Origin of the sequence: Kocuria soli, assembly GCF_003797835.1 — a bacterium.
GTDB classification, from domain to species: Bacteria; Actinomycetota; Actinomycetes; order Actinomycetales; family Micrococcaceae; genus Kocuria; species Kocuria soli.
Genome location: NZ_RKMF01000002.1, coordinates 1 through 23,994, shown reverse-complemented (window position 1 = coordinate 23,994; position 23,994 = coordinate 1). Strand labels below are relative to the sequence as shown.

16 protein-coding genes, 1 tRNA gene and 1 pseudogene are annotated in these 23,994 nt (G+C 68.2%); 11 read left to right on the top strand and 7 right to left on the bottom strand.

Going from position 1 to position 23,994, the window contains the following annotated elements; genetic code table 11:
* Nucleotides 1–125: 125 nt before the first annotated feature.
* Complete coding sequence (gene pepN / locus EDL96_RS01640; protein WP_123823786.1) at nt 126–2,699, top strand: aminopeptidase N; 2,574 nt, start codon at nt 126–128, stop codon at nt 2,697–2,699.
* 98 nt (nt 2,700–2,797) lie between these two features.
* On the top strand, nt 2,798–3,220 hold the full coding sequence (locus EDL96_RS01635; protein ID WP_123824261.1) for a globin: 423 nt from the start codon (nt 2,798–2,800) through the stop codon (nt 3,218–3,220).
* An 82-nt stretch (nt 3,221–3,302) separates the two neighbouring features.
* On the opposite strand, the gene EDL96_RS01630 is transcribed toward EDL96_RS01635, so the two are convergent.
* On the bottom strand, nt 3,303–3,977 hold the full coding sequence (locus EDL96_RS01630) for a hypothetical protein (protein ID WP_123823783.1): 675 nt from the start codon (nt 3,975–3,977) through the stop codon (nt 3,303–3,305).
* 1 nt (nt 3,978) lies between these two features.
* Complete coding sequence (locus EDL96_RS01625) at nt 3,979–4,470, bottom strand: acyl-CoA thioesterase (RefSeq protein WP_123823780.1); 492 nt, start codon at nt 4,468–4,470, stop codon at nt 3,979–3,981.
* 105 nt (nt 4,471–4,575) lie between these two features.
* On the opposite strand from EDL96_RS01625, the gene EDL96_RS01620 reads away from it, so the two are divergent.
* Nucleotides 4,576–5,487: an acyl-CoA thioesterase gene (locus EDL96_RS01620; protein WP_199732510.1), complete on the top strand. Its 912-nt coding sequence runs from the start codon at nt 4,576–4,578 to the stop codon at nt 5,485–5,487.
* Nucleotides 5,488–5,509: 22 nt separating this feature from the next.
* Here the strand turns inward: EDL96_RS01620 and EDL96_RS01615 are convergent, their stop codons facing one another.
* Nucleotides 5,510–6,817, bottom strand: coding sequence for an MFS transporter (locus EDL96_RS01615; protein WP_123823777.1), 1,308 nt, complete (start codon nt 6,815–6,817; stop codon nt 5,510–5,512).
* Nucleotides 6,814–7,584, bottom strand: coding sequence for a siderophore-interacting protein (locus EDL96_RS01610; protein ID WP_123823774.1), 771 nt, complete (start codon nt 7,582–7,584; stop codon nt 6,814–6,816). Before EDL96_RS01610 ends, EDL96_RS01615 begins: the two co-directional genes overlap by 4 nt.
* Nucleotides 7,585–7,901: 317 nt before the next feature.
* Between EDL96_RS01610 and EDL96_RS01605 the strand changes: the two genes are divergently transcribed.
* From EDL96_RS01605 to EDL96_RS01590, 4 genes are read left to right on the top strand one after another with little or no spacing between them, the layout of a single operon-like run.
* A complete protein-coding gene (locus EDL96_RS01605; protein ID WP_123823771.1) occupies nt 7,902–9,425 on the top strand; it encodes a pyridoxal phosphate-dependent decarboxylase family protein in 1,524 nt (507 codons plus the stop codon).
* A complete protein-coding gene (locus EDL96_RS01600; RefSeq protein ID WP_123823768.1) occupies nt 9,422–11,422 on the top strand; it encodes a GNAT family N-acetyltransferase in 2,001 nt (666 codons plus the stop codon). Before EDL96_RS01605 ends, EDL96_RS01600 begins: the two co-directional genes overlap by 4 nt.
* On the top strand, nt 11,419–13,245 hold the full coding sequence (locus tag EDL96_RS01595) for an IucA/IucC family protein (protein WP_123823765.1): 1,827 nt from the start codon (nt 11,419–11,421) through the stop codon (nt 13,243–13,245). The genes EDL96_RS01600 and EDL96_RS01595 overlap by 4 nt, the downstream gene beginning before the upstream one ends.
* The gene (locus EDL96_RS01590) at nt 13,242–15,920 is read left to right on the top strand and encodes a GNAT family N-acetyltransferase (protein ID WP_233568604.1); all 2,679 of its coding nucleotides are present in this window, start codon (nt 13,242–13,244) and stop codon (nt 15,918–15,920) included. The genes EDL96_RS01595 and EDL96_RS01590 overlap by 4 nt, the downstream gene beginning before the upstream one ends.
* Here EDL96_RS01590 and EDL96_RS01585 read toward each other — a convergent pair.
* A pseudogene (locus EDL96_RS01585) lies at nt 15,890–17,335 on the bottom strand (amino acid permease). The gene EDL96_RS01590 and the pseudogene EDL96_RS01585 sit on opposite strands and share 31 nt — an antisense overlap.
* Before the next feature lie 123 nt (nt 17,336–17,458).
* On the opposite strand from EDL96_RS01585, the gene mmuM reads away from it, so the two are divergent.
* A complete protein-coding gene (gene mmuM / locus EDL96_RS01580; RefSeq protein WP_123823763.1) occupies nt 17,459–18,400 on the top strand; it encodes a homocysteine S-methyltransferase in 942 nt (313 codons plus the stop codon).
* 80 nt (nt 18,401–18,480) lie between these two features.
* Here the strand turns inward: mmuM and ettA are convergent, their stop codons facing one another.
* Complete coding sequence (gene ettA, locus EDL96_RS01575; RefSeq protein WP_123823760.1) at nt 18,481–20,163, bottom strand: energy-dependent translational throttle protein EttA; 1,683 nt, start codon at nt 20,161–20,163, stop codon at nt 18,481–18,483.
* Nucleotides 20,164–20,249: 86 nt separating this feature from the next.
* Nucleotides 20,250–20,876 carry a single-stranded DNA-binding protein gene (locus EDL96_RS01570; RefSeq protein WP_123823757.1) on the bottom strand — a complete coding sequence of 209 codons (627 nt, stop codon included), beginning with the start codon at nt 20,874–20,876 and terminating at the stop codon, nt 20,250–20,252.
* A 260-nt stretch (nt 20,877–21,136) separates the two neighbouring features.
* Between EDL96_RS01570 and EDL96_RS01565 the strand changes: the two genes are divergently transcribed.
* From EDL96_RS01565 to EDL96_RS01555, 3 genes are all read left to right on the top strand, one after another.
* A tRNA-Arg gene (locus EDL96_RS01565) sits at nt 21,137–21,212 on the top strand.
* Nucleotides 21,213–21,667: 455 nt separating this feature from the next.
* Nucleotides 21,668–22,360 carry an ABC transporter ATP-binding protein gene (locus EDL96_RS01560; protein WP_123823754.1) on the top strand — a complete coding sequence of 231 codons (693 nt, stop codon included), beginning with the start codon at nt 21,668–21,670 and terminating at the stop codon, nt 22,358–22,360.
* Nucleotides 22,361–22,560: 200 nt separating this feature from the next.
* Nucleotides 22,561–23,907: a DUF6297 family protein gene (locus EDL96_RS01555; protein ID WP_325049527.1), complete on the top strand. Its 1,347-nt coding sequence runs from the start codon at nt 22,561–22,563 to the stop codon at nt 23,905–23,907.
* Nucleotides 23,908–23,994 lie beyond the last annotated feature (87 nt).

Sequence of the window (23,994 nt, the reverse complement as noted above, 5' to 3'; positions counted from 1 at the left end):
GGTTGCCAGCCTAATCGAGGGCCTGATCACCACGGGGTGGTCGTGGCATCATGGGTCGATATCCCTGCTCGTCTTCCCCCCGTCAGGAAGTCTCCCCCCGGCTTCCGCGAAAGGACCGCACCACTGTGCCCGGAAAGAACCTCACCCGCGTCGAGGCGGCCGATCGAGCAGCCTTGGTTTCCGTCGATTCCTACGACGTCGTCCTGGACCTCACCACAGGGGATTCAACCTTTCAGACGACGACGACCGTGAAGTTCACGGCCCGGCCGGGCGAATCGACGTTCATCGACGCCTTCACCGCCGACGTCCGTTCGATCACGCTCAACGGACACGACCTGGACCCCACGGAAGTGGCCGACGGTCTGCGGATCCAGCTCCCCCACCTGGAACAGGACAATGTTCTGGTGGTGGACGCCGACATGTACTACACGAACACCGGTGAGGGCCTGCACCGCTTCGTGGACCCCGTGGACCAGGAGGTTTACCTCTACTCACAGTTCGAGGTGGCCGACACCCGTCGGATGTTCCCGGTCTTCGAACAGCCCGATCTCAAGTCCCGTTTCACGTTCACGGTGACCGCCCCCGAGCACTGGCAGGTGGTCTCCAACCAGCCCACGCCGGAACCCACCCGCGCGGGTGAGGGCAAGGCCACCTGGGCCTTTGGTCCGACGCCGCTGCTGCCCCCGTACATCACGGCCCTGGTGGCCGGGCCGTACGACGTCGTGCGCGACGAGTTGACCTCCTCGGACGGGAGGGTGATTCCGCTGGGGGTCTTCGCCCGGAAGTCGCTCATGGAGCACCTGGATGCCGAGGAGATCTTCGAGATCACCAAGCAAGGCTTCGAGTTCTACGAATCCCAGTTCGCCACGCCGTACCCGTTCGACAAGTACGACCAGCTGTTCGTCCCGCAGTTCAACGCGGGCGCGATGGAGAACGCGGGCTGCGTGACCTTCGTGGAGGCTTACGTCTTCCGGTCCCGGCCCACCCGGGCGCGTGTGGAGCGCCGCGTCATCACGGTTCTGCACGAGTTGGCGCACATGTGGTTCGGCAACCTGGTGACCATGCGGTGGTGGAACGACCTGTGGCTCAACGAGTCCTTCGCGGAGTACGCCTCGACGCTGGCAAGCGCTCAGGCCACCAAGTACGACAACGCCTGGACGACGTTTGCCGCCTCCGAGAAGTCATGGGGGTTCGAACAGGACCAGTTGCCCACCACGCACCCGATCAAAGCCGACATCACGGACCTGGAAGACGTGCTGGTCAATTTCGACGGTATCACCTACGCCAAGGGCGCGTCCGTGCTCAAGCAACTGGTCGCCTGGGTGGGCCAGGATCAGTTCATGGCGGGCCTGCGCACCTACTTCGACAAGCACGGGTGGGCGAACGCTGAACTCAAGGACCTCATGACCGAACTCGAGACAGCCTCCGGCCGGGACCTCGCGGACTGGACCGAGAGATGGTTGGAGACCGCCGGGGTCAACACGCTCAGCCCCCGTTGCGAGCGCGACGATGACAACCTCATCACCTCGTTCGCCATCGAGCAGACCGCAACCGAGGAGTACCCGATCCTTCGCCCGCACCGTCTTGCCATCGGTTTCTACGACATCGACGAGACCTCCGGTCACCTGGTCCGCAACCACCGCGTGGAGATCGACGTCGACGGTGCCCTCACCGAGGTCCCCGACCTGGTCGGGTTGGAGGCCCCGGATCTGGTCCTGGTCAACGACGACGACCTGGCCTACGCCAAGATCCGTTTGGACGAGTACTCCCAGGACACCGCAACCGAACACCTCAAGGACTTCGAGGAGTCCTTGCCGCGCGCCCTGGTCTGGCAAGCAGCCTGGGACGGTGTGCACGACGCCGTGTCGCCTGCCCGGGACTACGTCCGCACCGTGTTGAACAACATCGGGTTCGAGTCGGACTCGACCACGGTGCAGGTCCAGTTGAGCCAGCTCGACACCGTGCTGGACAACTACGTGGCGCCCGGAGACCGCGACACGATCGCCGTCGACGCTGCCGAGCGTCTGTGGACCCTGGCCACCTCCGCCGAGCCCGGTTCCGACAGCCAACTCCAGTTCGTCCGCGCCTTTGCGCGCCGGGCCCGAACCGCCGAGCAACTGGACCGGGTGGACGGTCTGGACTCCGGCGAGTTGCTCCTCGACGGGCTGGAGATCGACACCGATCTGCGCTGGGCGCTGCTCATCTCGCTGGCGGCCGGTGGGCGCGCCGACGTCGCCGCCGTGGACGCCGCCCTGGAACGGGACAACACCGAGCACGGTGCCATCGCCGCGGCACACGCACGGGCTGCCATTCCCACGCCCGAGGCCAAGGCCGCGGTGTGGAAGGCCGTGGTCGAGGAAGGCTCCATGCCGAACTCGCAGCAGCAGGCCGCGATCGCCGGTTTCCGCCAGGCCACGGATCCTGCGCTGTTGGCGCCCTACGTGGACAAGTTCTTCGAGGTCGTCACGGACATCTACCGGCAGCGTTCACACGAGATCGCCGAGCAGATCGCCGTCGGGCTGTTCCCGCGCACGCCCGTGCAGTCCACGGTCGACGCCGCTGACGCGTTCCTGGATCAGTTGCCCTCCGACCTCAACGGCCTCCGCCGCTTGATCCTGGAAGGACGGGACCGCGTGGCCCGGGCCGTCGCGGCCCAGGAAGTGGACTCCCGCGCCGCAGCAGCAAGGAGCAACGCGTGACGGACCCGCAGGGCACCCCCGAGAACCCCGAGGCGGCAGCACCGCCCGATGCCCGGATAATCCCGGTCGGTCGACCGCTGTCCGCCATGCGTCGACCCATGCGACAAGTGGGAGACAATCGGGCGGAGGCCACCTCGAACGGTGAATCGGCGTCGTTCTACGACCAGATCGGTGGTCACGCGACCTTCAAGAAGCTGGTGCACGAGTTCTACAGGGGTGTTGCGGCCGATCCAGAGTTCCGCGCGATGTACCCGGAACAGGACCTGGCACCCGCCGAACGCCGACTCCGGATGTTCCTGGAACAGTACTGGGGCGGGCCGACCACGTATTCCGAGGAACGTGGGCACCCGCGGCTGCGGATGCGCCACATTCCGTTCCGGATCGACTCCCGGGCGCGTGACATGTGGCTCAAGCACATGCGCGCAGCCGTGGACACCCTGGATCTGTCGCCTCTGCACGAGGGGATCCTGTGGGACTACCTGGAACGGGCCGCCCACTCACTCGTCAACGCCGCCGACTGAGCGGCACCGACCGCGCCGTCGAGACCTCCGAAAAGGCCCGCTGCTGTCCTCGAACAGGGCCTTTTCGGAGGTCTCGGCGGTCTCAGGTGCGGGTCAGCACGAAGCCGCCGGGGCAGGACAGCCGTGTCCAGGAGCCGTTGACCGCCACGGGAACCTGCGAGTCGTCGTCGGAGCGCAGGAAGCCCAGTGACCAGGCCGCGAAGGCGGCGCCGTCGGGAACGGTCGGCGTTTCGCCGGAATCGCCCATGTGCCCCCAGTCCGAGGTGCGGCTCCACACGGCCGAACGCACCCGTTGCACCATCTCCCGACCGGAGTCCGTGGGGACGGTGCGGGCCACCTCCTCCGTGCCCGCCTTGGCGGTCTCCACCAGACGCTGTGCGGGGATCTCCCCCACCGCCTCCCATCCGGACAGCGACGGCGAGATGCCGGCCCACGCGGCCTGTTCGTCGTACGGCGGCAGCCGGAGGGCTGAATCCCCCGCCCCCTGGGATCGCGGCATCCGGTCCAGGACGGGACCCAGACCCACGACGGCGTCCAAGGTGGAGGGCTCGGCCAGACCGGCCGTGCGCAGCCCCAGCACGATTGGCGTGGAATCCAGCAGACCGGCACGGGAGAGCACGCAGGTCCAGATCCCGAGCGCTCCGCCCACGCCCTGGAACCGTACGGCTCCGTCTGCGTCGACGGCGCGGGCGCGCGTCAGGTACGTCCGGACGTCCTCCAGGGACGAGGTGTCCACGAGTTCGTAGAGGCGAGCCATGTCAGTCTCCCGCCGGGCGTCGGCCGAAGGTGACAGGGTCACCGCTGTAGTGCTCCAGGAACGCGCGCTGCTGTTCGTTGAGCCGCTCCGGGCGTCCTGACTCACGTCCGATCTGGACGGTCGTGGACTGGCCGATCGCGTACACAGTTGGATCGTTCCCGGATTCTTCCTGCGGGCGATCGCACAGCCGGTAGTTCAGCACGTAGGACGTGGCACCGATGTGGGAGACCCAGACCTCCACCGTGACCGGGTCCAAGCGGTAGTGCAGTTGCGCCAGGTATTCGACCTCCTGCCGACCCACGACCTTGAGCCGCGTACCGGACAGGTCACCGAAGCTCACGCCGTCGGGCACGCCCCCGATGCCTTGGGCGCGGGTGGCGCTCAGACGCACCCGAGCGTCCTCCAGGTACTGGAGCTGGGTCACGTTGTTGACGTGGCCGTAGGAGTCGATGTCCGCGAACCGCATCTGAATGGGAACCGCCAGGGAAGTCATGCCCACCATGCAACCACACCACTCGACCCGGCTGCCCCGACATTCCCGGCCGCGGTGCGGGTGACCGGTGCGGATGGCGGCCCCGCGCCCCGTAAAGTAGGGGTCATGAACTCGCAGCCGAATCCGCAACTGGAAAGCGATCCCACCCAGGCACTTCTGGACATGTTGGATCTCAGCGACGGCGGCGGGGTCCGGACCCTGGAAGACATCTTCGTGGGCCAGACGATCTCCTCCCCCAGGGGCTCCGTGTACGGAGGTCAGGTCATGGCCCAGGCGGTCACGGCGGCCATGCGGACGGTCGAGGAGGACCGGCAGATCCATTCGATGCACGGCTACTTCCTGCGGGCCGGAGACATCCACGAACCCATCACCTTCGGCGTGGAGCGCATGCGCGACGGGCGTTCCTTCTCCACCCGGCGCGTCCACGCCTACCAGTTCGGCGCCCCGATCCTCTCCGGCATCTTCTCCTTCCAGACCGCTTCCGAGGGACTGGAGCACCAGGACACCTGCCCCAAGGGCATGCCGGACCCGGAGAGCCTGCCGACCGCGCAAGAGCTCCTGGGGCACATCGACCTTCCCCAGGCCAGGGCCATCGCCAAGGAGCGACCTTTCGACATCCGCTACATCACCCCGGCGATCTATCTGAAGCCGGACGACCGGGAGGAACCGTTCAACGCCGTGTGGGTGCGCACGCACCGTCAACTGCCCGATGACCCGCGCATCCACCAGGCGGCCCTGGCGTACGTGTCCGACTACGTCATGTTGGAACCGGCACTACGACGCCACGGGAAGAGCTGGATCGAGGAGGGCATGACCATCGCGTCCTTGGACCACGCCATGTGGTGGCACCGCCCGGCGCGCGCCGACGAGTGGCTGCTGTACGTCCAGGCCTCCCCGTCGGCTTCCGGGGCAAGAGCGTTGGGCGAAGGGCGGATGTTCGACCGCGACGGAAACCTGGTGGCCACCACCATGCAGGAGGGCATGGTCCGTCTCCCGGAGTTCCGCTCGGGAAGCTGACCGCACCCGCCCCGGGGTGTCCTTACTGCGCCCACCGTCGTTGGTGGCTGCGGCACACCAGGATGCCCGCCACGGCCACCGCCAGGGCAACGACGGCGGCCACGGAGTAACCGGCCATCGCGGCGATGAACAGTCCCGCCCACGCCCCCACCGTGCCGGCGAGCATGCTGATGGAGGTCAGCAAGGTGAAGTCCGCCCCGGCGTGGTGCGGCCGCGCCAGGTTGAGGTTCACGGCATAAATACCCGTTGTCGTCACGGTGTATCCGGCCAGGACCAGGCAGGTTCCGGCCACGGCCGACGTGGCCCCGACCCCGCTGTCGATGGGCAATGCGCCCGAGATCACGCCCAGCAGAGCCAGCCCACCCAGCAACTGCGTGGCGGCGCCCAGGACCATGGTCGGGGCGCGGCCCCAGCGGCGGCACAGGGAGCCGCCCAGCACCGCTGCCGCCAGAGCCGGAACGGAGGCAACCACGGAGGTCACCAGACCGATCCGAGCAAGGGACCATCCCAGGTCCACCAGCGCGGGAGTCACCAGGGACCAGACCGCGGCCGACCCGAAGGACACCAGCGGCACGGCCACCAGCGCCCAGATGCGGGCACCGGGCACGCCCAGAACGCCGAACATGCTGCGCAGACCGGGGCCGGGGGCCGCCGAGTCCTCCCGCGCGGGTTCCCGGTAGCGCAGGACGGGCAACATGGCGGCCGCCGTGCACAGCACCAGCAGGAGGACCGCAGCACGCCATCCCCAGAGGTCGTACACGAGGAGCGCGAGACCGCCACCGATCACGGTGCCGATGTAGCTCGCTCCCACTTGCACACCCGCGCCGCGATCGTGCTGGGTCACGGACAGACCTCGGACGGACAGCGCATCGGCGGCCACGTCCTGTGTCGCGGAGAAGAGCACGAAGGCGCCTGCCAGGACGATGATCGTCCAGAGCCCACGGACGGGATCCCCGACCAGGGCCAGGGCCAGGAGGCTGAGGATCATGAGGCTCTGCAGCAGGATGACCCACGCCCGGTGGTGTCCGGAGCGGGAACGTGGAGACCACCGGTCCAGCACTGGTGCCCACAGGAATTTCAGCGGCCAGGCCAGGCCCAGCAGTTGCAACGCCGAGAGCGTGGAGAGTTCCGCCCCGCCCGATCGCAGAATGCCCGTGAGCCCGGTCTGCAGGAAGGACGCGCCGATGAACTGAGTGGTGTAGAGCGCCCAGAGCAGCGTCCACAACTGCGTCGTCGTGCCCGTGGACCGGGAAGCGGAAACGTGAATGGCGCCGTTCCCCTGGTCACCGGACCGGGTCGCGCGGTCGAGCGGGGTGTCCGTGGTGCTCATGCCGCCCTCCAGTAGGCCGTCGCGCAGATGTGGTCGCGGGGCACTGAGTACCGCGTGTGCAGAGCGGTGTTCAGCTGCCGGGTGTCGGCGGCCTCCACTGCGATCCAGTACCGGTCTCCGGTCCCGGGCGGATTCTGTTCCCAGTGGTCGAGCAGCTGGGCGGCGATGCCGTCGTGCTCACCGGACCGGTGGACCCAGTGGACCGTGTGGAACTCGCCGGCCGAAACGGGCAGTTCCCGGTCCTCGGGGGTGCGGTGTTCGAGCCAGACCTCGACGGGAGTCTGCGGCACGGCCTCGAGGATCGCGTTGACCGCGGGAAGTGCCGCCGGGTCGCCGATCAGGACCGTTCGGCCCGTGAAGTCGGCATCCAGACCCGCGGGCGAGGTGCTCCCGGACCTGCGGCGTGACTTCTTCTGTTCCCACGGCGGCTTGCTTCCCAACAGGGAGGCCCTGATGCGTTCACCCGGCTGACACTGCCTGGCCCAGTCGGCCGCCGCGCCGTCGTGCAAGGCGAATTCGAGGCTGAACGTCCCGCTGCTCGGGTCCGGTTCCACCACGGTGAACGCGCGCTGGTGGGTCTGTCCGGCGTCGTCGAACCACAGGCGCAACCACATGGTGGGGTACGGGGCGCTGCGGGCCAGCAACCCGCCGTCGTCTACCTGCAGGCGCAGGTAGTTGGGACCCACCCGGTGGCGGGCGCGGACGGTGAGATGGGTCTCCTTCGATCCCAGCGCGCGTACGGCAAGTCTCTCCCACTCGGGTACCACGTGAGCTCCTCAGCTTTGGCTCGGTTTTTGGTCCGGCTTTAGTTCGGTTCTTGGCTCGATGTCGGCCATCCCGACGGCGCCGCGCGGAGGAGCGCCGCACCGTCAGGACCCACGTCTCGCCTGTGCAAGGCACCACGACGGAACCGACGGGGCAGGTCAAAGCGACCTTGCGAATCGGATCAAAAATTCCTGTCTGGGCTGGACGTGGTGGACATCATCTGTATTGTTAGGCCAACCTAACCCTTATTAGCGCAGATTGCCATGCGCTAATTTCGCGTGTCTCCCGGAGACGGAACGAACTGGAAGGTGCTCATCGCATGACCGCACACCCCGCAGACCCCCTGCTGAGCAGTACCACCGTGCCGGAGTTGATGGCTGCGGTGTCGGCCGCCACGGCCACCGGTGCTGCCCGGCTGGCGGAAGCCACGGACTCGCATTCGACGGCCACTTACGACGACCTGCGCCGGTCGATCGAATCCGTGAGTCTGGACCATCCGCTCGGGGACTTCGAGGCGGCCCTGGACGAGGTCGACAACCTGTGGCTGAGCCACGCCGTGTGGTTCCATCTGCCGCGCACCGCTGCCCACCTCAACTGCCCGGTGGCCGTGCCCGCCGTCGCCGCCGAGGCGCTTGCGGCAACGGTGAACACCTCCGTGGACACGTGGGACCAGTCCACGGCCGCGACCCTGATCGAACGGCAACTGCTGGCTTGGACCGGTCGACAGATCGGCTTCCCGGAGGGTGCGGACGGCATGTTCACCCCGGGTGGCACCACCTCCACGCTGCAAGCTCTGCTTCTGGCCCGGGACGAGGCATTGGAACGCAGCGCCGGCTCCCCCGGCGCCGAGCCCCGCCCGGTCCGCGCGGCACGGCTCCGGATCCTGGCCAGCGCCGAGAGCCACTTCTCCGTGGTCACCGCGGCCCGGATCCTGGGCCTGGACGACGACGCCGTGGTGATCGTCCCCGTCGACGAGGACGGACGGATGCGCCCGCGTGACCTGCGCGCCGCCCTGTGCGAGATAGAGCGCCAGGACCTGACGCCGATGGCCGTGGTGGCGACCGCGGGAACCACGGACCGCGGTGCCATCGACCCCTTGAGTTCCGTGGCCTTCGCCTGCCAGGAGCACGGGGTCTGGTTGCACGTGGACGCGGCGTACGGCGGCGGGCTGCTGACTTCTCACCGGCATCGCCACCGGTTGATCGGGATCGAGATGGCGGATTCGGTGACCGTGGACTTCCACAAGACCTGGTTCCAACCGGTCAGCTGCTCCGCGGTGATCGTGCGCGACCCGCGGACGTTGCGACACTGCACGCATCACGCGGCCTACCTGAATCCGGCTGACACCCCCGAGCCCAACCAGATCGATCGGTCCCTGCAGACCACGCGGCGTTTCGACGCCCTCAAGGTGTGGCTGACGCTGCGCTCGGTCGGCGCGGACCGGATCGGCGACATGCTCGACACGGTCGTGGACCTCGCGGCGGAGGTCGCCGACCTCATCGGGGAGGATCCCCGCTTCGAACTCATCTGCACGCCGTCCATCAGCACGGTGCTCTTCCGGTGGTCCCCGCCCGACGGGGGCGAGGCGGACCGGTGGACGAGGGCGATTCGTCGTCGGATCTGGGACTCCGGGCAGTCCACCGTGGCGGAGACCGAGATCGACGGGCGCCCGTGCCTCAAGTTCACGTTGCTCAACCCGGCAGCCACGGCCGAGGACCTGCGGGTCCTCCTGGACCAGATCCACGAGGCTGGCCTGACCGTCTCCGGTGCCGGCGCCCCGGCAGACGTGAACGGCGCCGCGGCCGACTCGTCCGTCATCACCTCCGCGGGGGTGATCGCGTGAAGTCGGCGAACGCACTGACCACGAACAAGCCCGGCGTCGACACCGACCGGGGCACCACCGAGGACCCGCTGGACCTGCTCTGCGTGGGGATCGGGCCCTTCGGACTGGGACTGGCCTGTCTGGCCGATCCCCTGGAAGACCTGCGCGTGGCCTTCCTGGACAAGGCCCCCGAGTTCAATTGGCACCCCGGGCTGCTCTTCGAGGACGCGACCCTGCAGGTCCCCTTCCTGGCGGACCTGGTCACCATGGCGGACCCCACCTCCCGCTTCAGCTACCTGTCCTGGCTCAAGCAGACGCAACGGCTCTACCCGTTCTACGTCCGGGAGTCGTTCTACCCGTTGCGGCGCGAGTACAACGACTACTGCCGGTGGGCGAGCTCCGAGGTCCGTGGGCTCCACTGGAACCAGGAGGTCGTGGACGTCACGCGGCCCGATCCTGAGGGCCCTTGGGCGGTCCGCACCGTGAGCACGGACCCGGCACAGACCGAGCAGGTCTGGTGGACCCGCCACCTGGTGGTGGGCACCGGCACCCGACCGACCCTCCCGGGCATGCTGCAGGATGCCGGGGCGGATGCCATCCACACCGCGGACTACCTGCACCGCCGGGAGGATCTGGTGTCCAGGGACCACGTGACGGTTCTGGGTTCGGGGCAGTCCGCGGCCGAAGTGGTCGTGGACCTCTTGGAGGCGACCGACGGGCCCGCCGTGGACTGGATCACCCGGTCCCCGCGGTTCTACCCCATGGAGTACTCCAAGCTCAGTCTGGAACTGACCTCGCCCGAGTACCTCGATCATTTCCGGGACCTACCGGAGGACCAGCGCGACCGCATCAACGCCGATCAGCCCCAGCTGCACCGGGGCATCTCCGACGACACGATCAACCGACTGCACGAGGCGCTCTACGTTCGCCGCAACACGGGCGGCCGAGCCCCCGTCCGCCTCCTGGCGGCCACGGCGTTGGAGTCCGTGGGGCGCCACGACGGGCGGCTTCTGCTGGGTTGGACCCTCGCGGAGAACCACCGCGAGCGCCAGACCCTCACGGACGCCGTCGTCGCCGGTTCCGGGTACGAACCGACACCGGTGCCGTGGCTCGACCGCATCCGCGGAGAACTGTTCACCGATGCCCAGGGCAGGCTGAGTCCGGACCGGCTGCACCGCGCCAACGCGGAGGGGACGGTTCACGTCCTGAACCACGGTGAACACACGCACGCGCTCGTCGCACCCGACCTGGGGATGGGGCCGCTGCGCAACGCCCACATCCTGGCGCACGTCACGGGTGCAGAGCCGTACCTGACCGAGTCCCGCACCACGTTCCAGAGTTTCGGGCGGCTCCCCCAGACCGCCGGTCTGAAGGTGTTGACCTGCCCGGAGTCCACCGTTCATGCGGTGACGATTTCGCAGCGTCAGTTCACGTTGCGCCCCGTGAACGTCGACGTCGACGCGCCGTTGCTGCACGAATGGCTCTCGGCGCCCCGGGCGCAGGCCTGGGGACTGGTCGGTGCCGACGAGCGGAGGGTGGCTGCCGAGTACGAACGGATGCAGCAGGAGCCGTCCGAGCGCGCCTGGCTCCTCGAGGAGTCCGGGCGACCGATCGGTCTGGTGGAAACCTACGATCCCGCGTGTTCTCCGCTGGCCGCGGCCTATCCCGTGCGCGACGGCGACGTCGGGCTCCACCTGTTCCTGGCCCCCGCGGAGGCTCCCGTGCCGGGGACCAGCAGGGCGGCCATGGCCGCGGCCCTCGACCTGCTCCTGGCGGACCCGGCGGTCCAGCGCGTGGTGGTCGAACCCGACGCGGCCAACCACGCGATCCGGCGCATCAACCGCTGGGCCGGTTTCCTGGAGCAGGGTGAGGTCGACCTGCCGGACAAGACCGCGTGCCTGTCCTTCCTGGACCGTGCGAACCACCGCGACCCCTCCCGTCTGTCCCTGGACACTGCGGGCAGCGAGGACCACATTGACGCCCCGAACACTCTGAACACCGTGGAGGCCACCGCATGACTCTGCCCCTGACCCCCGCCCCCGACCTGGACCCGCACACCGTGGATCACCTCCAACGAGCCATGCTGGCCAAGATGTTCGCGGAGTTCACCCACGAACGGATCCTGCGTCCCCGGCCCTTCCGGGACGGCTGGGTGATCGACGACGACGGCGGCCATCCCCGGTGGAGCTTCCGGGCCACGGTGCACCCGTTGGAGCACTGGCGCGTTGACCCCGCCTCCATCCGCCGGCTCATGGAGGACGGTGCTGAGCAGGATTCCGACCGGGCGCTGGATCCGCAACAGGCCGTTCTGGATCTGAGGGAGACGCTGGGTCTGACGGACCGGGTTCTGCCGCTCTACCTGGAGGACCTTTCCGCCACGTTGCTGACCGCCGTTCGTCGTCGTGCGCATGCTGCGCCGACCTCCGCGGACCTGGCCCGCAGTCCCCTCGAGGAGGTCGAACGGCACCTGGACGCCGGGCACCCCGGGTTCGTGGCCAGTTCGGGCCGCGTCGGCATGGGCGCCGTTCAGCAGGAGACCTGGGCACCGGAGGCGGAGCAGCCCACGAGCATCCTGTGGCTGGCCGCCCGCCGGAGTCTGTGCACGGTGGCGGTGAGCGCCGACATGGACGAGGAGACCCACCTGGGTCTGCACCTGCTGCCGGAGGAACGCAGCCGGTTCGAGGCCGCGGTGCGGACCGTGGGTGAAGACCCGGCGCAGTACACGCCGATCCCGGTGCACCCGTGGCAGTGGGAACACCGTTTGCTCCCGGGGATGCTGCCGGACGTGCTGCGCCACGACCTGATCCTGGTGGGACCCAGTGTGCACGGGTGGCGGGCTCAGCAATCGGTGCGAACCTTTCTGGACGTCACGGACACCAGCCGGGACTACGCCAAGACCGCGCTGGGAGTGCACAGCATGGGTTTCCTGCGCGGGTTGTCTCCGGCCTACATGCGCGCCATGCCCGCGATCAGTGACTGGCTGCGCCGGATCGTGGACCAGGATCCGTTCCTCACTGAATCCGGAATCACGGTCCTGCGGGAGCGCTCCTCCGTGGGCTACACCGGCGATGCCCACCACCGCAGCGGGGTCACCTCCGATCACACCAAGCAGCTCGCCGGCCTGTGGCGGGAATCCCCCGTCGGGATGCTGGCTCCCGACGAACACGCGGCCAGCCTGGCCGGGGTGCTGCACGTCGACCGTGAGGGTCATCCCCTGATCGGCGCGTGGATCGAACGTTCCGGGGCGTCTGCGCAGCAGTGGGTGGAGGCTCTGCTCCGCGTGTACCTGGCGCCGGTGGCGCACCTACTGCTCTCGCGCGGCACCGCGCTGATGCCCCACGGTGAGAACGTGATCCTGCGGTTGCGCGACGGCTTTCCGGTGGGGGCGTTCTGGAAGGACCTGGGTGAAGAGGTCGTGGTCCTGGACGATCAGGAACTGCCGCAAGGGCTGGAGCGCCTCCGGTCGGTCGTGGACCCGGAGGAACGCGAGCTGGCGATCCACACGGACGTGCTGGACGGGGTCCTGCGCCACCTCGCCGCCCTGTTGGACGCGCACGGCCTGCTGGCGGAGACCGAGTTCTGGTCCCTGGCCGCGCGGGTCCTGGACGAGCACCGCGAGCGCTTCCCGGAGTTATGGGAGGAGCTGGACCTGTTCCGGCCGGACTTCGCCCATTCCTGCCTGAATCGACTGCAGCTGCGGGATCCCCAGGCGATGGTCGACCTGGCTGACCCCGCCGGTTCGCTCATCCGGGCGGGCCGCCTGGACAACCCCCTGGCCACGTACCGGAACCGGAGCGGTGCCGATCCCCGTGATGCCGAAGACCTGGCGGTGGCGCGGTGATCCCGCCGGAGCTCGAAGGGCCGGGGTGGCGGGTCTTCCGCGACCCCGCCGGTGTGCCGCACGTACAGGCGGACACCGTCGAGTGCCTGGCCGAGGGTCACGGAGCCGTGACCGCGGTCGACCGGATCTGGGACCTCGAGGTCCTCCGACGCCGGGCGGAGGGGCGATCGGCATACCTTCTGGGCGCTGAGCATTCCGATGGAGATCATCTCTCCCTGTCTCTCGGCGTCGCGGAGACCGCACGACGGTGGTGGAACGCCGCCGCGCCCCAGGACCAGGAATTTTTGGCCGCCTATGCCCGGGGCGTCAACCGCTTTGCGGAGAACGCGTGGCGATCGTCTCAGCCCGTCACCGACCTGGGGGTGCAGGACAACGTGCCCGCGCCGTGGGAGCCCTGGACCCCGGTGGCCGCGCACCTGGAAATCCACGCGCTGGCGGGAAGCCTTCCCGAACAGCTGTGGCGGCGTCGGGTCCACGAGGTCCTCGGGGAGGACTGGAACCGCGTGCTCGACGCCGAGTCGCCGCGTTCGGCCGCCTCCAATGCGTGGTTGGTTCCGGAGCACCTGTCGGCCTCGGGTGCTCCGATGATCGCCGCCGACCCGCACCGGGTCATCGAGGAGTCCGGCCCGTACCAGCCCGTGTGCTTCTCCGCGCCGGGCTTGCGTATCCGGGGGCTGGCGCTGGTCGGGTTGCCCGGAGTCCCCCATTTCGGTCGCACTGAGGGAGCGGCGTGGGCCATCACGGCCTCGATGACGACGACGGAAACCGTGCGCACCGTCGTCGTCGAACGCCGCAGTGCGGAGTTGATCGAGGTGACCACGGGGACGCCGCTCACGCAGCGACGGGTGACCGTGGCCGGTGCCAACGGGTCTTCGGACGAGCGGTGGATCCGAACACTGGACGGTGCCGCGGTGCTTCCCGGTGACGGTTCGTTCGAGGAGCGTGTCCGTGACCTGCCCGAGGGTCAGCGGATGGAGCTCACCGTGGTGAAGCCGGCCCAGGACCGCGCGCCCGCGGGCGCGATGACCGCCACCCGCACCTTGCTGTCCGCCATGACCACAGACGACGTGGTCGAGGCCCTGGCCGGATGGGTGCTCCCGGTCAACGACGTGGTGGCGGCGGACTCGAACGGGTCGTGTGTGCACCTGGTCGCGGGGCAACACGCGGGCGCACCCGAACCGCCGACCGCCGTGGCGGAGCTGACGATCCGGGCGAATCAACGCCCCGCGGATCCCGCGCAGTCCGCCGCACGTCTGGGTTGCGCACCGCCGCACCGTGCCGACCGCGCCCGTGAGCTGTTGACCGCTGCCCTGGACCACCAGTCCGAGGACGGCCCGGGACGGATCGGCCACGACGACCTCTTGGCCGCCCAGCTGGACACCCTGCTCCCCCACTGGCCGCCCTTGCTGCGAGATCTGCTGGACGACGACGCGGCGGTTTCCGAGCCGCTGTCCGACCCCGCCCGCGCCCTGCGAGAGCGCCTGCTGGCTTGGGACGGTTCGATGGCGGCGGAGAGCCGGGACGCCGCCACATTCGCCGCATGGCGGGACGAGTTCGCGCGGGTCCTGGCGGACAGCGAACCTCTGCGTGCCTTAGGTGAATCCACAGGTCTGCCGGAGCTCTGGACCCCCTTCCTGGACCCGACCGCGCGGGTGGGCCTGGCGCTCGAGAGCATCGTTCGTCACGGCACCTCGGTGGGTCTGGATCCACGACGAGCGGCCGCGGAGGCCCTGGACTCGGTGGCCGCGCGCATCGTGGCTGCACGCGAGGCGCCGGAGGTGACCTGGGGGCGGGCGCACCGCTTCGCTCCCTGGCGGGCCCACTCGGCGCTGCCTCCCTTCCCGACCGTGGACCTCGGCGGGGACACCGACTGCCTGCTGGCCGCGGGGACGCTACCCGGGAAGGGCACCGGATGCGTCCGGGTACCGGCGGCTCGGGTGCTGTGGGACCTGGCGGACCCCGCCGCCTCGCTGTGGATCACCCCGGACCCCGTCGACCGGGGAAGTCTGGGAACCACGCCGCTGGACAGTTGGGCGCGGGGCGAGGTCGATCAGGCGCTCCCGTGGGTGCCCCCGGGTTCGGCCGGCCCCACGGACCGCCGGTTGCCCCTCGGCGACGCCGCCGCTCACCTCCCGCAGGGCAGCCTCCCTCCGGGAACCACCCTCCCCGTGGCGCTGCGTCCGCTGGATCCCGTGGCCGACCTGTCGACCGTCCACGAATGGGTCCGCCGGCCGCGCGCGCGGTTCTGGGGCATGACGGAGTTGTCCGCCGAGGAAGTGGGCGCGATTTACGCCCTCATCCGATTCTCGCCGACCCATGACGCGTGGATCATCGAAGCGGACGGACAGCCGATCGGGATTTTCCAGACCTACCAACCCCACGGTGATGCAGCCGGAGCCATGTTCCGGGTGGAACCAGGGGATCTGGGAATGCACCTGCTCCTGGCCGACACCGCGCAGCGGATCCACGGGCTGACCGGGGCGCTGAGCGTCATGCTGGCACGTCAGGTGCTCTCGGCCGGAACGCGGCGGGTGGTCGTGGAACCAGATGTCTCCAACCACCTGGCGTTACGGCGCATGCAGGCACTCGGTTTCGAACTGGGCCCGGAAATCCAACTGCCCGGCAAGACCGGGCGGCTGGCCTTCTACACCCCGGAACCGGACGCAGATTCCTGAGGTTCGGCATCACCGGTACCTCCGACGCCATCAGTGGCGCCTGAGGTACCGGAGGTACCGGTGATGCCGTCGCCGTTGCGGCCCGTGCCGCCGGATCCCCCACCCCTGAGGCCACGCATGAGCGCGTAGGCCAGGTAACACAGAGCCACGAACGGGACGGTGAAGTAGAGCGCGGAGCGCTGATTGGGGTCGAACACGATCAGCAGGCAGGAGGCCAGGCTCATGACCAGAGCTGCCAGCGGCACGAACGGGTACCCCGGAACCCGATAGGTCAGTTCCTGAACCGTGTGGCCCGCGGCGATCCACCGCCGTCGGAAATTCAGTTGGGACCAGGCAATGGCCACCCACACGAGCATCACGGCCAGCCCGGAAATGGACACCAGCACCAGATAGACGGTTTCGGCAGCCACCACGGAGCTCAGCAGCGCGAGCAGGCCGCCGATCATGCTGGCCGCGAGCGCCAGGGACGGCACGCCGAACCGGTTGACCTTGGTGAAGGCCCGCGGGATCGTGCCTTCATTGGCCAGCGACCACAGCATGCGGGTCGAGGCGTAAAGGCCTGAATTCGCAGCCGAGAGGATCGCGGCCAGGATCACGACGTTCATGATGTCCGCTGCGAACGGCACCCCCATGGCGCTGAAGACCGTCACGAACGGGCTCTCGTCCACCCCGGCCTCCTTCCACGGGATCAGGGCCGCCATGACCACGACCGAGCCGATGAAGAACACGCTCAACCGCCACAGTGTGGCGTGAATGGCCTTAGGCACCGTGCGCGACGGGTCCTTGGTCTCCCCCGCCGTGACCCCGATCAGCTCCGTACCGGAGAACGCGAACGTCACGGTGAGCATGGTGGCGAACACCGCGCCGATCCCGTTGGGGAACAGCCCGCCGTCCGTGAGATTGCCGAGGCCCGGGGCGCCGTCGTAACCGTCCATCCGGATGAGGCCCACGATGCCCAGGACGCCCAGGACGATGAACGCGATGATCGCGGCCACTTTGATGCTCGACAGGGCTGTCTCTGCCTCGGCGAAGGCACGGACGGACACCACGTTCAACACGAAGATCAGCACGATGAAGAACGCACTCCAGGCCCAGACGGGCGTGTCCGGGAACCAGCGCTGCATGATCAGTCCGGCTCCGGTGAACTCGGAGCCCAGTGCGATCGTCCAGGTCAGCCACTAGAGCACCGCCACGGTGAACCCGGTGGCCGGGCCGATGTAGCGGGTGGCGTAGACTTGGAACGCACCGGTCTCCGGCATGGCCACGCTCAGCTCTCCCAGACACATCATGACCAGGTACACCAGCACCGCCCCGACCGCGTAGGCCAGGACCGTGCCGAACGGACCCGCTTGACTGATGGTGTACCCGGAGCTCAGGAACAGACCGGTCCCGATCACCCCTCCGAAGCTGATCATCATCAGGTGCCGTGTGCTCATCTTGCGGCGCAGCGTGGTCTCCGGTTCCCGTACGGCCTGGGCTTCTGTCATGGGGAGACCCTAAGACGGGGGTGCCCGGGAGGCCGCGATAGCGTGGCGTTCATGACCCTTCGTGACCTGTTGGACAACCATGTGGTGGTGCTTGACGGCGCGCTGTCGACGCAACTCGAGGACCTTGGCGTGGACACCTCGAACGCCCTGTGGGGCGCGCTGGCCCTGGACACGGACACGGTCGCGATCACCCGCGTGCACACCGCGTACTTCGACGCCGGGGCGCACGTGGCCACGACCAACACCTACCAGGCCACCGTTCCAGGTTTCCTCGCCGCCGGGTACGACGACGCCGCGGCCACCCGGCTGATCGGCCGCGGCGGTGAACTGGCCCTGGCCGCCGCACAGCACCACCGCTCGTCCGGACACGGTGCCGAGGCCCTGGCTGCAGGCAGTATCGGCCCGTACGGCGCCTATCTGGCCGACGGCTCCGAGTACACGGGGAACTACGACCTGAGCGTCGAGCAGTACCGAGAGTTCCACCGGCCGCGGATCGTCGCGCTGCACGACGCCGGGGTGCGTACGTTCGCGGTGGAGACGCAGCCGCGGGTGGACGAGGTGCTGGCCGTTCTGGACGAACTCGCCGCGTTGCCCCAGGCGGAGGCATGGGTGTCGTTCCAGCTGCGCGACCCCGCCACGTTGGCCGACGGAACGCCGCTGACTGATGCCGTGACCCGGGTGGACGCCTGGGCAAGCGCCCACCCCGGGGTGGTGGCGGCGGTGGGCATCAACTGCGTGGCTCCCGAACTGGTGGCGCCCGCGCTACAGGCGATGCGCCCCCTGACCGATCTACCGCTGCTGTGCTACCCGAACTCCGGAGACACCTACGATCCCGTGTCCAAGACCTGGCAGACGGCCGAGAGCCACGACCGGTTCACAGCTCACGTGCCGGAATGGGTCGGCCTGGGTGCCCGGATGATCGGGGGCTGCTGCCGCACGACGCCGTCGGACATCGGCGAAATCACACGCCGTCTGGCCCCCACGACCCCCTGAAACCGCGCGAACCCTCGCGAAACTGCCGCATCAGACGTTGATGCGGCAGTTTCGCGAGGGTTCGGCGGGTGTGGGGAGCCTCAGTCGCGGGTCAGGCGGCGGTGGGTGACCCGCTTGGGACGGGCGGCCTCCGGGCCGAGACGCTCGACCTTGTTCTCCTCGTAGGACTCGAAGTTGCCTTCGAACCAGTACCAGTTGTCCGGGTTCTCCTCCGTGCCCTCCCAGGCAAGGATGTGGGTGGCCACTCTGTCCAGGAACCACCGGTCGTGAGAGATCACGACGGCGCAACCCGGGAAGTCCAGCAGTGCGTTCTCGAGGGAACCGAGGGTTTCGACGTCGAGGTCGTTCGTGGGCTCGTCCAGCAGCAGCAGGTTGCCGCCCTGCTTGAGGGTCAGCGCCAGGTTCAAGCGGTTGCGCTCACCACCGGAGAGCACGCCGGCCTTCTTCTGCTGGTCCGGGCCCTTGAACCCGAACGCGGAGACGTAGGCGCGCGACGGCATTTCGACCTGGCCGACGTTGATGTAGTCCAGACCGTCGGAGACGACCTCCCACAGCGACTTCTCCGAGTCGATGTTCTCGCGGTTCTGGTCCACGTAGGAGATCTTGACGGAGTCGCCGACCTTGAGGTCGCCGCCGTCCTTGTCCTCGATGCCCACGATGGTCTTGAACAGCGTGGACTTACCCACACCGTTCGGACCGATCACACCCACGATGCCGTTACGCGGCAGGGTGAAGGACAGCCCGTTGATCAGCGAGCGCTCGCCGAAGCCCTTCTGCAGGTCCTTGGCCTCGATGACCTGGTTGCCCAGGCGCGGTCCCGGGGGAATCTGGATCTCTTCGAAGTCCAGCTTCCGGGTCTTCTCCGCCTCGGCAGCCATTTCCTCGTAGCGGGCCAGACGGGCCTTGGACTTGGCCTGACGGCCCTTGGCGTTGGAACGGACCCAGTCGAGTTCGTCCTGGAGGCGCTTGGCCTGCTTGGCGTCCTTCTTGCCCTGGACCTCCATGCGCTTGGCCTTGGTGTCCAGATAGGTGGAGTAGTTGCCCTCGTACGGGTAGAGGCGGCCGCGGTCGACCTCACAGATCCACTCGGCCACGTGGTCCAGGAAGTACCGGTCGTGGGTCACGGCCAGGACGGCGCCCGGGTAGGAAGCCAGGTGCTGCTCGAGCCACAGCACGGACTCGGCGTCCAGGTGGTTGGTGGGCTCGTCCAACAGCAGCAGGTCCGGCTTCTCCAGCAGGAGCTTGCACAGGGCCACACGACGGCGCTCGCCACCGGAGAGGTTGGTCACGGGGGTGTCCCCCGGCGGGCAGCGAAGGGCGTCCATGGCCTGCTCGAGCTGAGAGTCCAGGTCCCACGCGTTGGCGGCGTCGATGTCCGTCTGCAAGGCGCCCATCTCTTCCATGAGGGCGTCGAAGTCTGCATCCGGCTGAGCCATCTCTTCCGAGATGGCGTTGAAGCGGTCCAGCTTGGCCTTGATCTCGCCAACGCCTTCCTGGACGTTGCCGAGCACGGTCTTTTCTTCGTTCAGCGGCGGTTCCTGCAGCAGGATGCCCACCGAGTACCCCGGGGACAGACGCGCCTCACCGTTGGAGGGCTCGTCCAGCCCGGCCATGATTTTCAGGATGGTGGACTTACCGGCACCGTTGGGACCGACCACGCCGATCTTGGCACCCGGATAGAACGACATCGTGACGTCGTCGAGAATGACCTTGTCGCCCACTTTTTTGCGGGCCTTGTTCATGGTGTAAATGAATTCCGCCATGACCACCAGGCTACCCGGGGCTCCCGGTGCCCGAGCAATCCTCGCCGCCCGGGCACCGGGGTTTCGTCTGACCGCGTACTGCCGCCTCAGACGCCGGTGGCCTCCAGGTCGGTCACGGAGACCTCGATCTCGGACTCCCGGTCCAGAGAATGCGAGTCCTCAGCGGCCCGGTGCGGCCCGCCCACCATCGGGCCCGTGCTCCCCCGTTGCCCGGTCATGGGATCCACGTCGGCGTCCTGGCTCCCGTCTCGAACCTCACCCGTGGCGGGGTCGTAGTCCGGGTCCTGGGCGGTGGCCCCGACCGAATCCAATGAGTGCTGTGGGGCCTCCCTCTCGGACGGGGCACCCCGGGCGCCGGCACGCGTGTACGTGGCGCTGCCCATGGCCAGATCGGGCCCCAGTGCGGAGGCTTCGATTTCCACGCTCCGGTTGCGGGCCCCCGATTCATTGCTCCACTCCCTGATCTTGAGGCGTCCTTGGATCAGAACCGGGTCACCGACGCGTAGTGAAGCCACCACGTTGTCAGCCATGTAGCGATAGCAGTTGACCGTGTACCAATTGGTCATCCCGGTGTCCACCCACTCGCCCTTCTCCGGGTCGAACCGCCGGGATCTGGAGGCCAAGCGGAAGTCGGTGACGTGAACGTTGTTGGGGGTTTGGCGCAGCTTCGGTTCCGTGGCCACGAAGCCACGCACCGTGATCGTGTCAGTCATGAGTGCTCCTGATCAGACGGGCCGTGCCCTCGCGGCAGGCCGGGTGCTCCCCTGATCCAGGGAGGCTCCCCGGAGGGTTGACTCCAGAGTGGCGTCCGGTCGCGGTGTGTGCGTGACCTGGATGGCGGGTTTGAGCACAGTTCCTGGTGTGCGACGGCGTCGTCGTGGCTGTGGAGGATCAAGCCCGTGGACTGGAACGCCGGAATCGGGAGACCCCACGGACCGGTCCCGGCACTGGGTTCGTTAGACTGTCCCGGTCAGCCTCGGTAGCTCAGTGGATAGAGCAGGAGCCTTCTAATCTCTTGGTCGGGGGTTCGACTCCCTCCCGGGGCGCCAGATGTCCTGAATCAGGTCATGATTGTCAGAAGGGTCGTGGAACTTTATGGTTCCGGGACCCTTCTGTCATATATGGGGTAGAGCTCACCAGCTGCGGGCTGGTCGAAGCCCCCATCCCATCTCAGTGACATGCGGGGTACTTAAACTCACCCGCCAGCCCTACTATCACTGGCTTGCGAACGAGCCCTGGATTGGTGATGTCGCTGAGCGATGGAACCGGAGAACGGCGCACCGACGCCAGACCGAGCGCTTGGTTCTGGTTCAGCCCTGCTTCGCCACTGAGGAGAGCGGCGGCCGTTCGGTGATGGCTCTTCTATCCGATGCGGCCCTGTTGCACCGGAGGGGGCCACCGCAACTGACGCGAGCTGAGGCCGCAGGCTCCGTCTAAGCGCCCCGCACGAATGGTGCGGGGCCCTTCTCATGTTGCTTGGCTCCGGTGTCACTACGATGAACTCATGTCACGCACCTCGCCGCTGTTGGAGGTCAAGGGCCTTTCCTGCGGGTACCTGGGTGAACCTGTGTGCGGCACAGTCACCTTTACACTCCACCCCGGGGAGGTACTGGGCGTCGTCGGATTGAACGGGACGGGCAAGTCGACAGTGCTGCGCACAATTGCCGGCCGGCAGGACCCGCTGGATGGCACCGTCCGATTCAAGGGCGCAGAACGCGTGGAGGCCTCGGCCGCCTGGAGACGCGCCGTCGCTGCCGTTTTCGACGACGACACCTGGTTCCCGGGTCTGACAGCCAAGGAGCACCTGGAGCTCGTGGCTGCCGGGCATTCCATGCCCAGCCCGGTCGAGGTGGTGGAACGCGAACTCGATTTCTTCGGGCTGACGCACAGGGCGCATGCCTATCCGGAAGCGTTGTCCTCCGGACAGCGCCGGCGTCTCCTGTTGGCCGCCGCCTTCCTGAGACCGTCTGAACTGGTGATGCTGGACGAACCGGAACAGCGCCTGGACCCGGTGATGACCGTGGATCTCGGTCAACGGCTGTCACAACACGTGCAATCCGGGGCTGCGGCGGTCGTCGTCACCCATGACCCCGACCTACTCATCCAGGTGACCGACCGGTGCCTGGTGATCGACGACGACGTCCGCACCGCGCCCGCCGCGGAGGCTGCTGCACTCATCCGGGGGCAGGGTCGGTGAAAGACGCTCCGGACTCGACAGAAGGCACCACCGACTTCGACCCTTGGGCTCGAGCACGGGCGCTGGCGGGGGCTCGGGTCTCCGTTCCGTGGGGTGAGCGTTTCATCACCGTGTACACGCAGGTCTTTTCGGCCATCGTGGCTGTCGCGGCTGTGGGCAGCGTTCTGCATTTCTCGGGCTCCGCATATCCCCAGTGGCGAATGCTTGCCACCCCGTTTGCCGTTGACACCGGTATGTCCCCTTGGCCGACCTTCGTTCTGCTGGTCGTGACTATCGGGTCGGTTGCGGTGTGGGTGCTGCGAGGTGTGGGGCCCGTGTCTGCTGCGCAGGCCGATCTTGTCTGGGGTTTCCAACTTCCGGTCGACCGCCGGCCGTTCCTCGAGCGGTCGCTACGACGTGCTGTCTTCCGGGCGTCGCTCGTGTCATTTCTCGCCGCCTGCACATGCGGAGCGGCGGGGTGGGCCGTGTCCGGAAATCCGGCCGCCGCGCTGGTCCCCGCTTCGCTTGTTGCACCACTGGGGCCCCTTACGGTCGGACTCTCCGTGATGTCGCAGACCCGTGACCGTTCTTCCCAAAGGTGGGCCGGCGCGCTGCACAAGGTACCGGCGTTCGTGGCCTTCCTGGTGTTCGCAACTGCCGTCATACGTCTGATGCAGCAGGTTCTGTGGCACGGGGATGCGACCGCGGGCGGCACACTGGAGAAGTCCGTGTCAGGAACTCACTTCTTGAACCCCGATCTATGGATGGGTGCGACGGCGGTGCTCACGCTGGCGGCTTCCTGGTGGCTGCTCCGCACGGCGAGCGCCCACCTATCGGCGCTGTCATGGCAGTCCCTGTCCGAGGGCGCGGGCAAAGCCACCATGTCCGGGGTGGCCGTGCGCAGCCTGGACGTCCAGGATCTCTACCGGTCCATGACACCGCACGCCCGGTCGGACGCTCGGCCCTCTCGGCTGCTCCCCCGCCGCCCCGTTGCACCGTGGGCAGCCCTGGCGCGGGCCGAAGCCGTGGGGTGGCTGCGGTTGCCGGGCATACCGCTTCTCTGGTCTGCCACCTGCTCGCTCGCCGTCGTCCTGGTCGCCACTCCCGGACTCAGCACAGGGCTGAGCGTGGCCCTGACGCTGCTCGTCCTGGGCCTGATCGCCGGGGACCTGGTGGCTGCCTGCACCCGGGTGTCCGCGCTCAACCCTGATGCCGAGGCCGTGCTCCCGGTCGGCCGGATGCAGGCAGATGTTGCTCGGACCCTGGTGCCCTGCCTGCTGATGGCAGCCTGGGGCGCGGCCGCTGTCGGGGCCTGCGGGCTGATGACGGGCGCGCCTGCCGTCGCCGTCATGGGGTTGTTCGCAGGCTGGGGTGTGGGGGCATCGGCGGTGGCCGGCGCACGACGCCCACCGATCGACTGGGGCGGCGCGATGGTGATGACGGACACCGGGCCGGTTCCCGTGGGGGTCATGGGTCAGATCGCGGCGGCCCACACGGCCGGCGCCATCAGTTTCCTGCCCGCGCTAGTTGTACCTGGCCATGACGTTGGTAGCAGCGGGTCGGGTTGAACGAGGGAGAACCTCCGAGTGGGATGTGGCTTGTCTAAGGCCCACTCCACCCCGGAGGTTCTCATGTCCCACGGTAGTGCCCGCCTG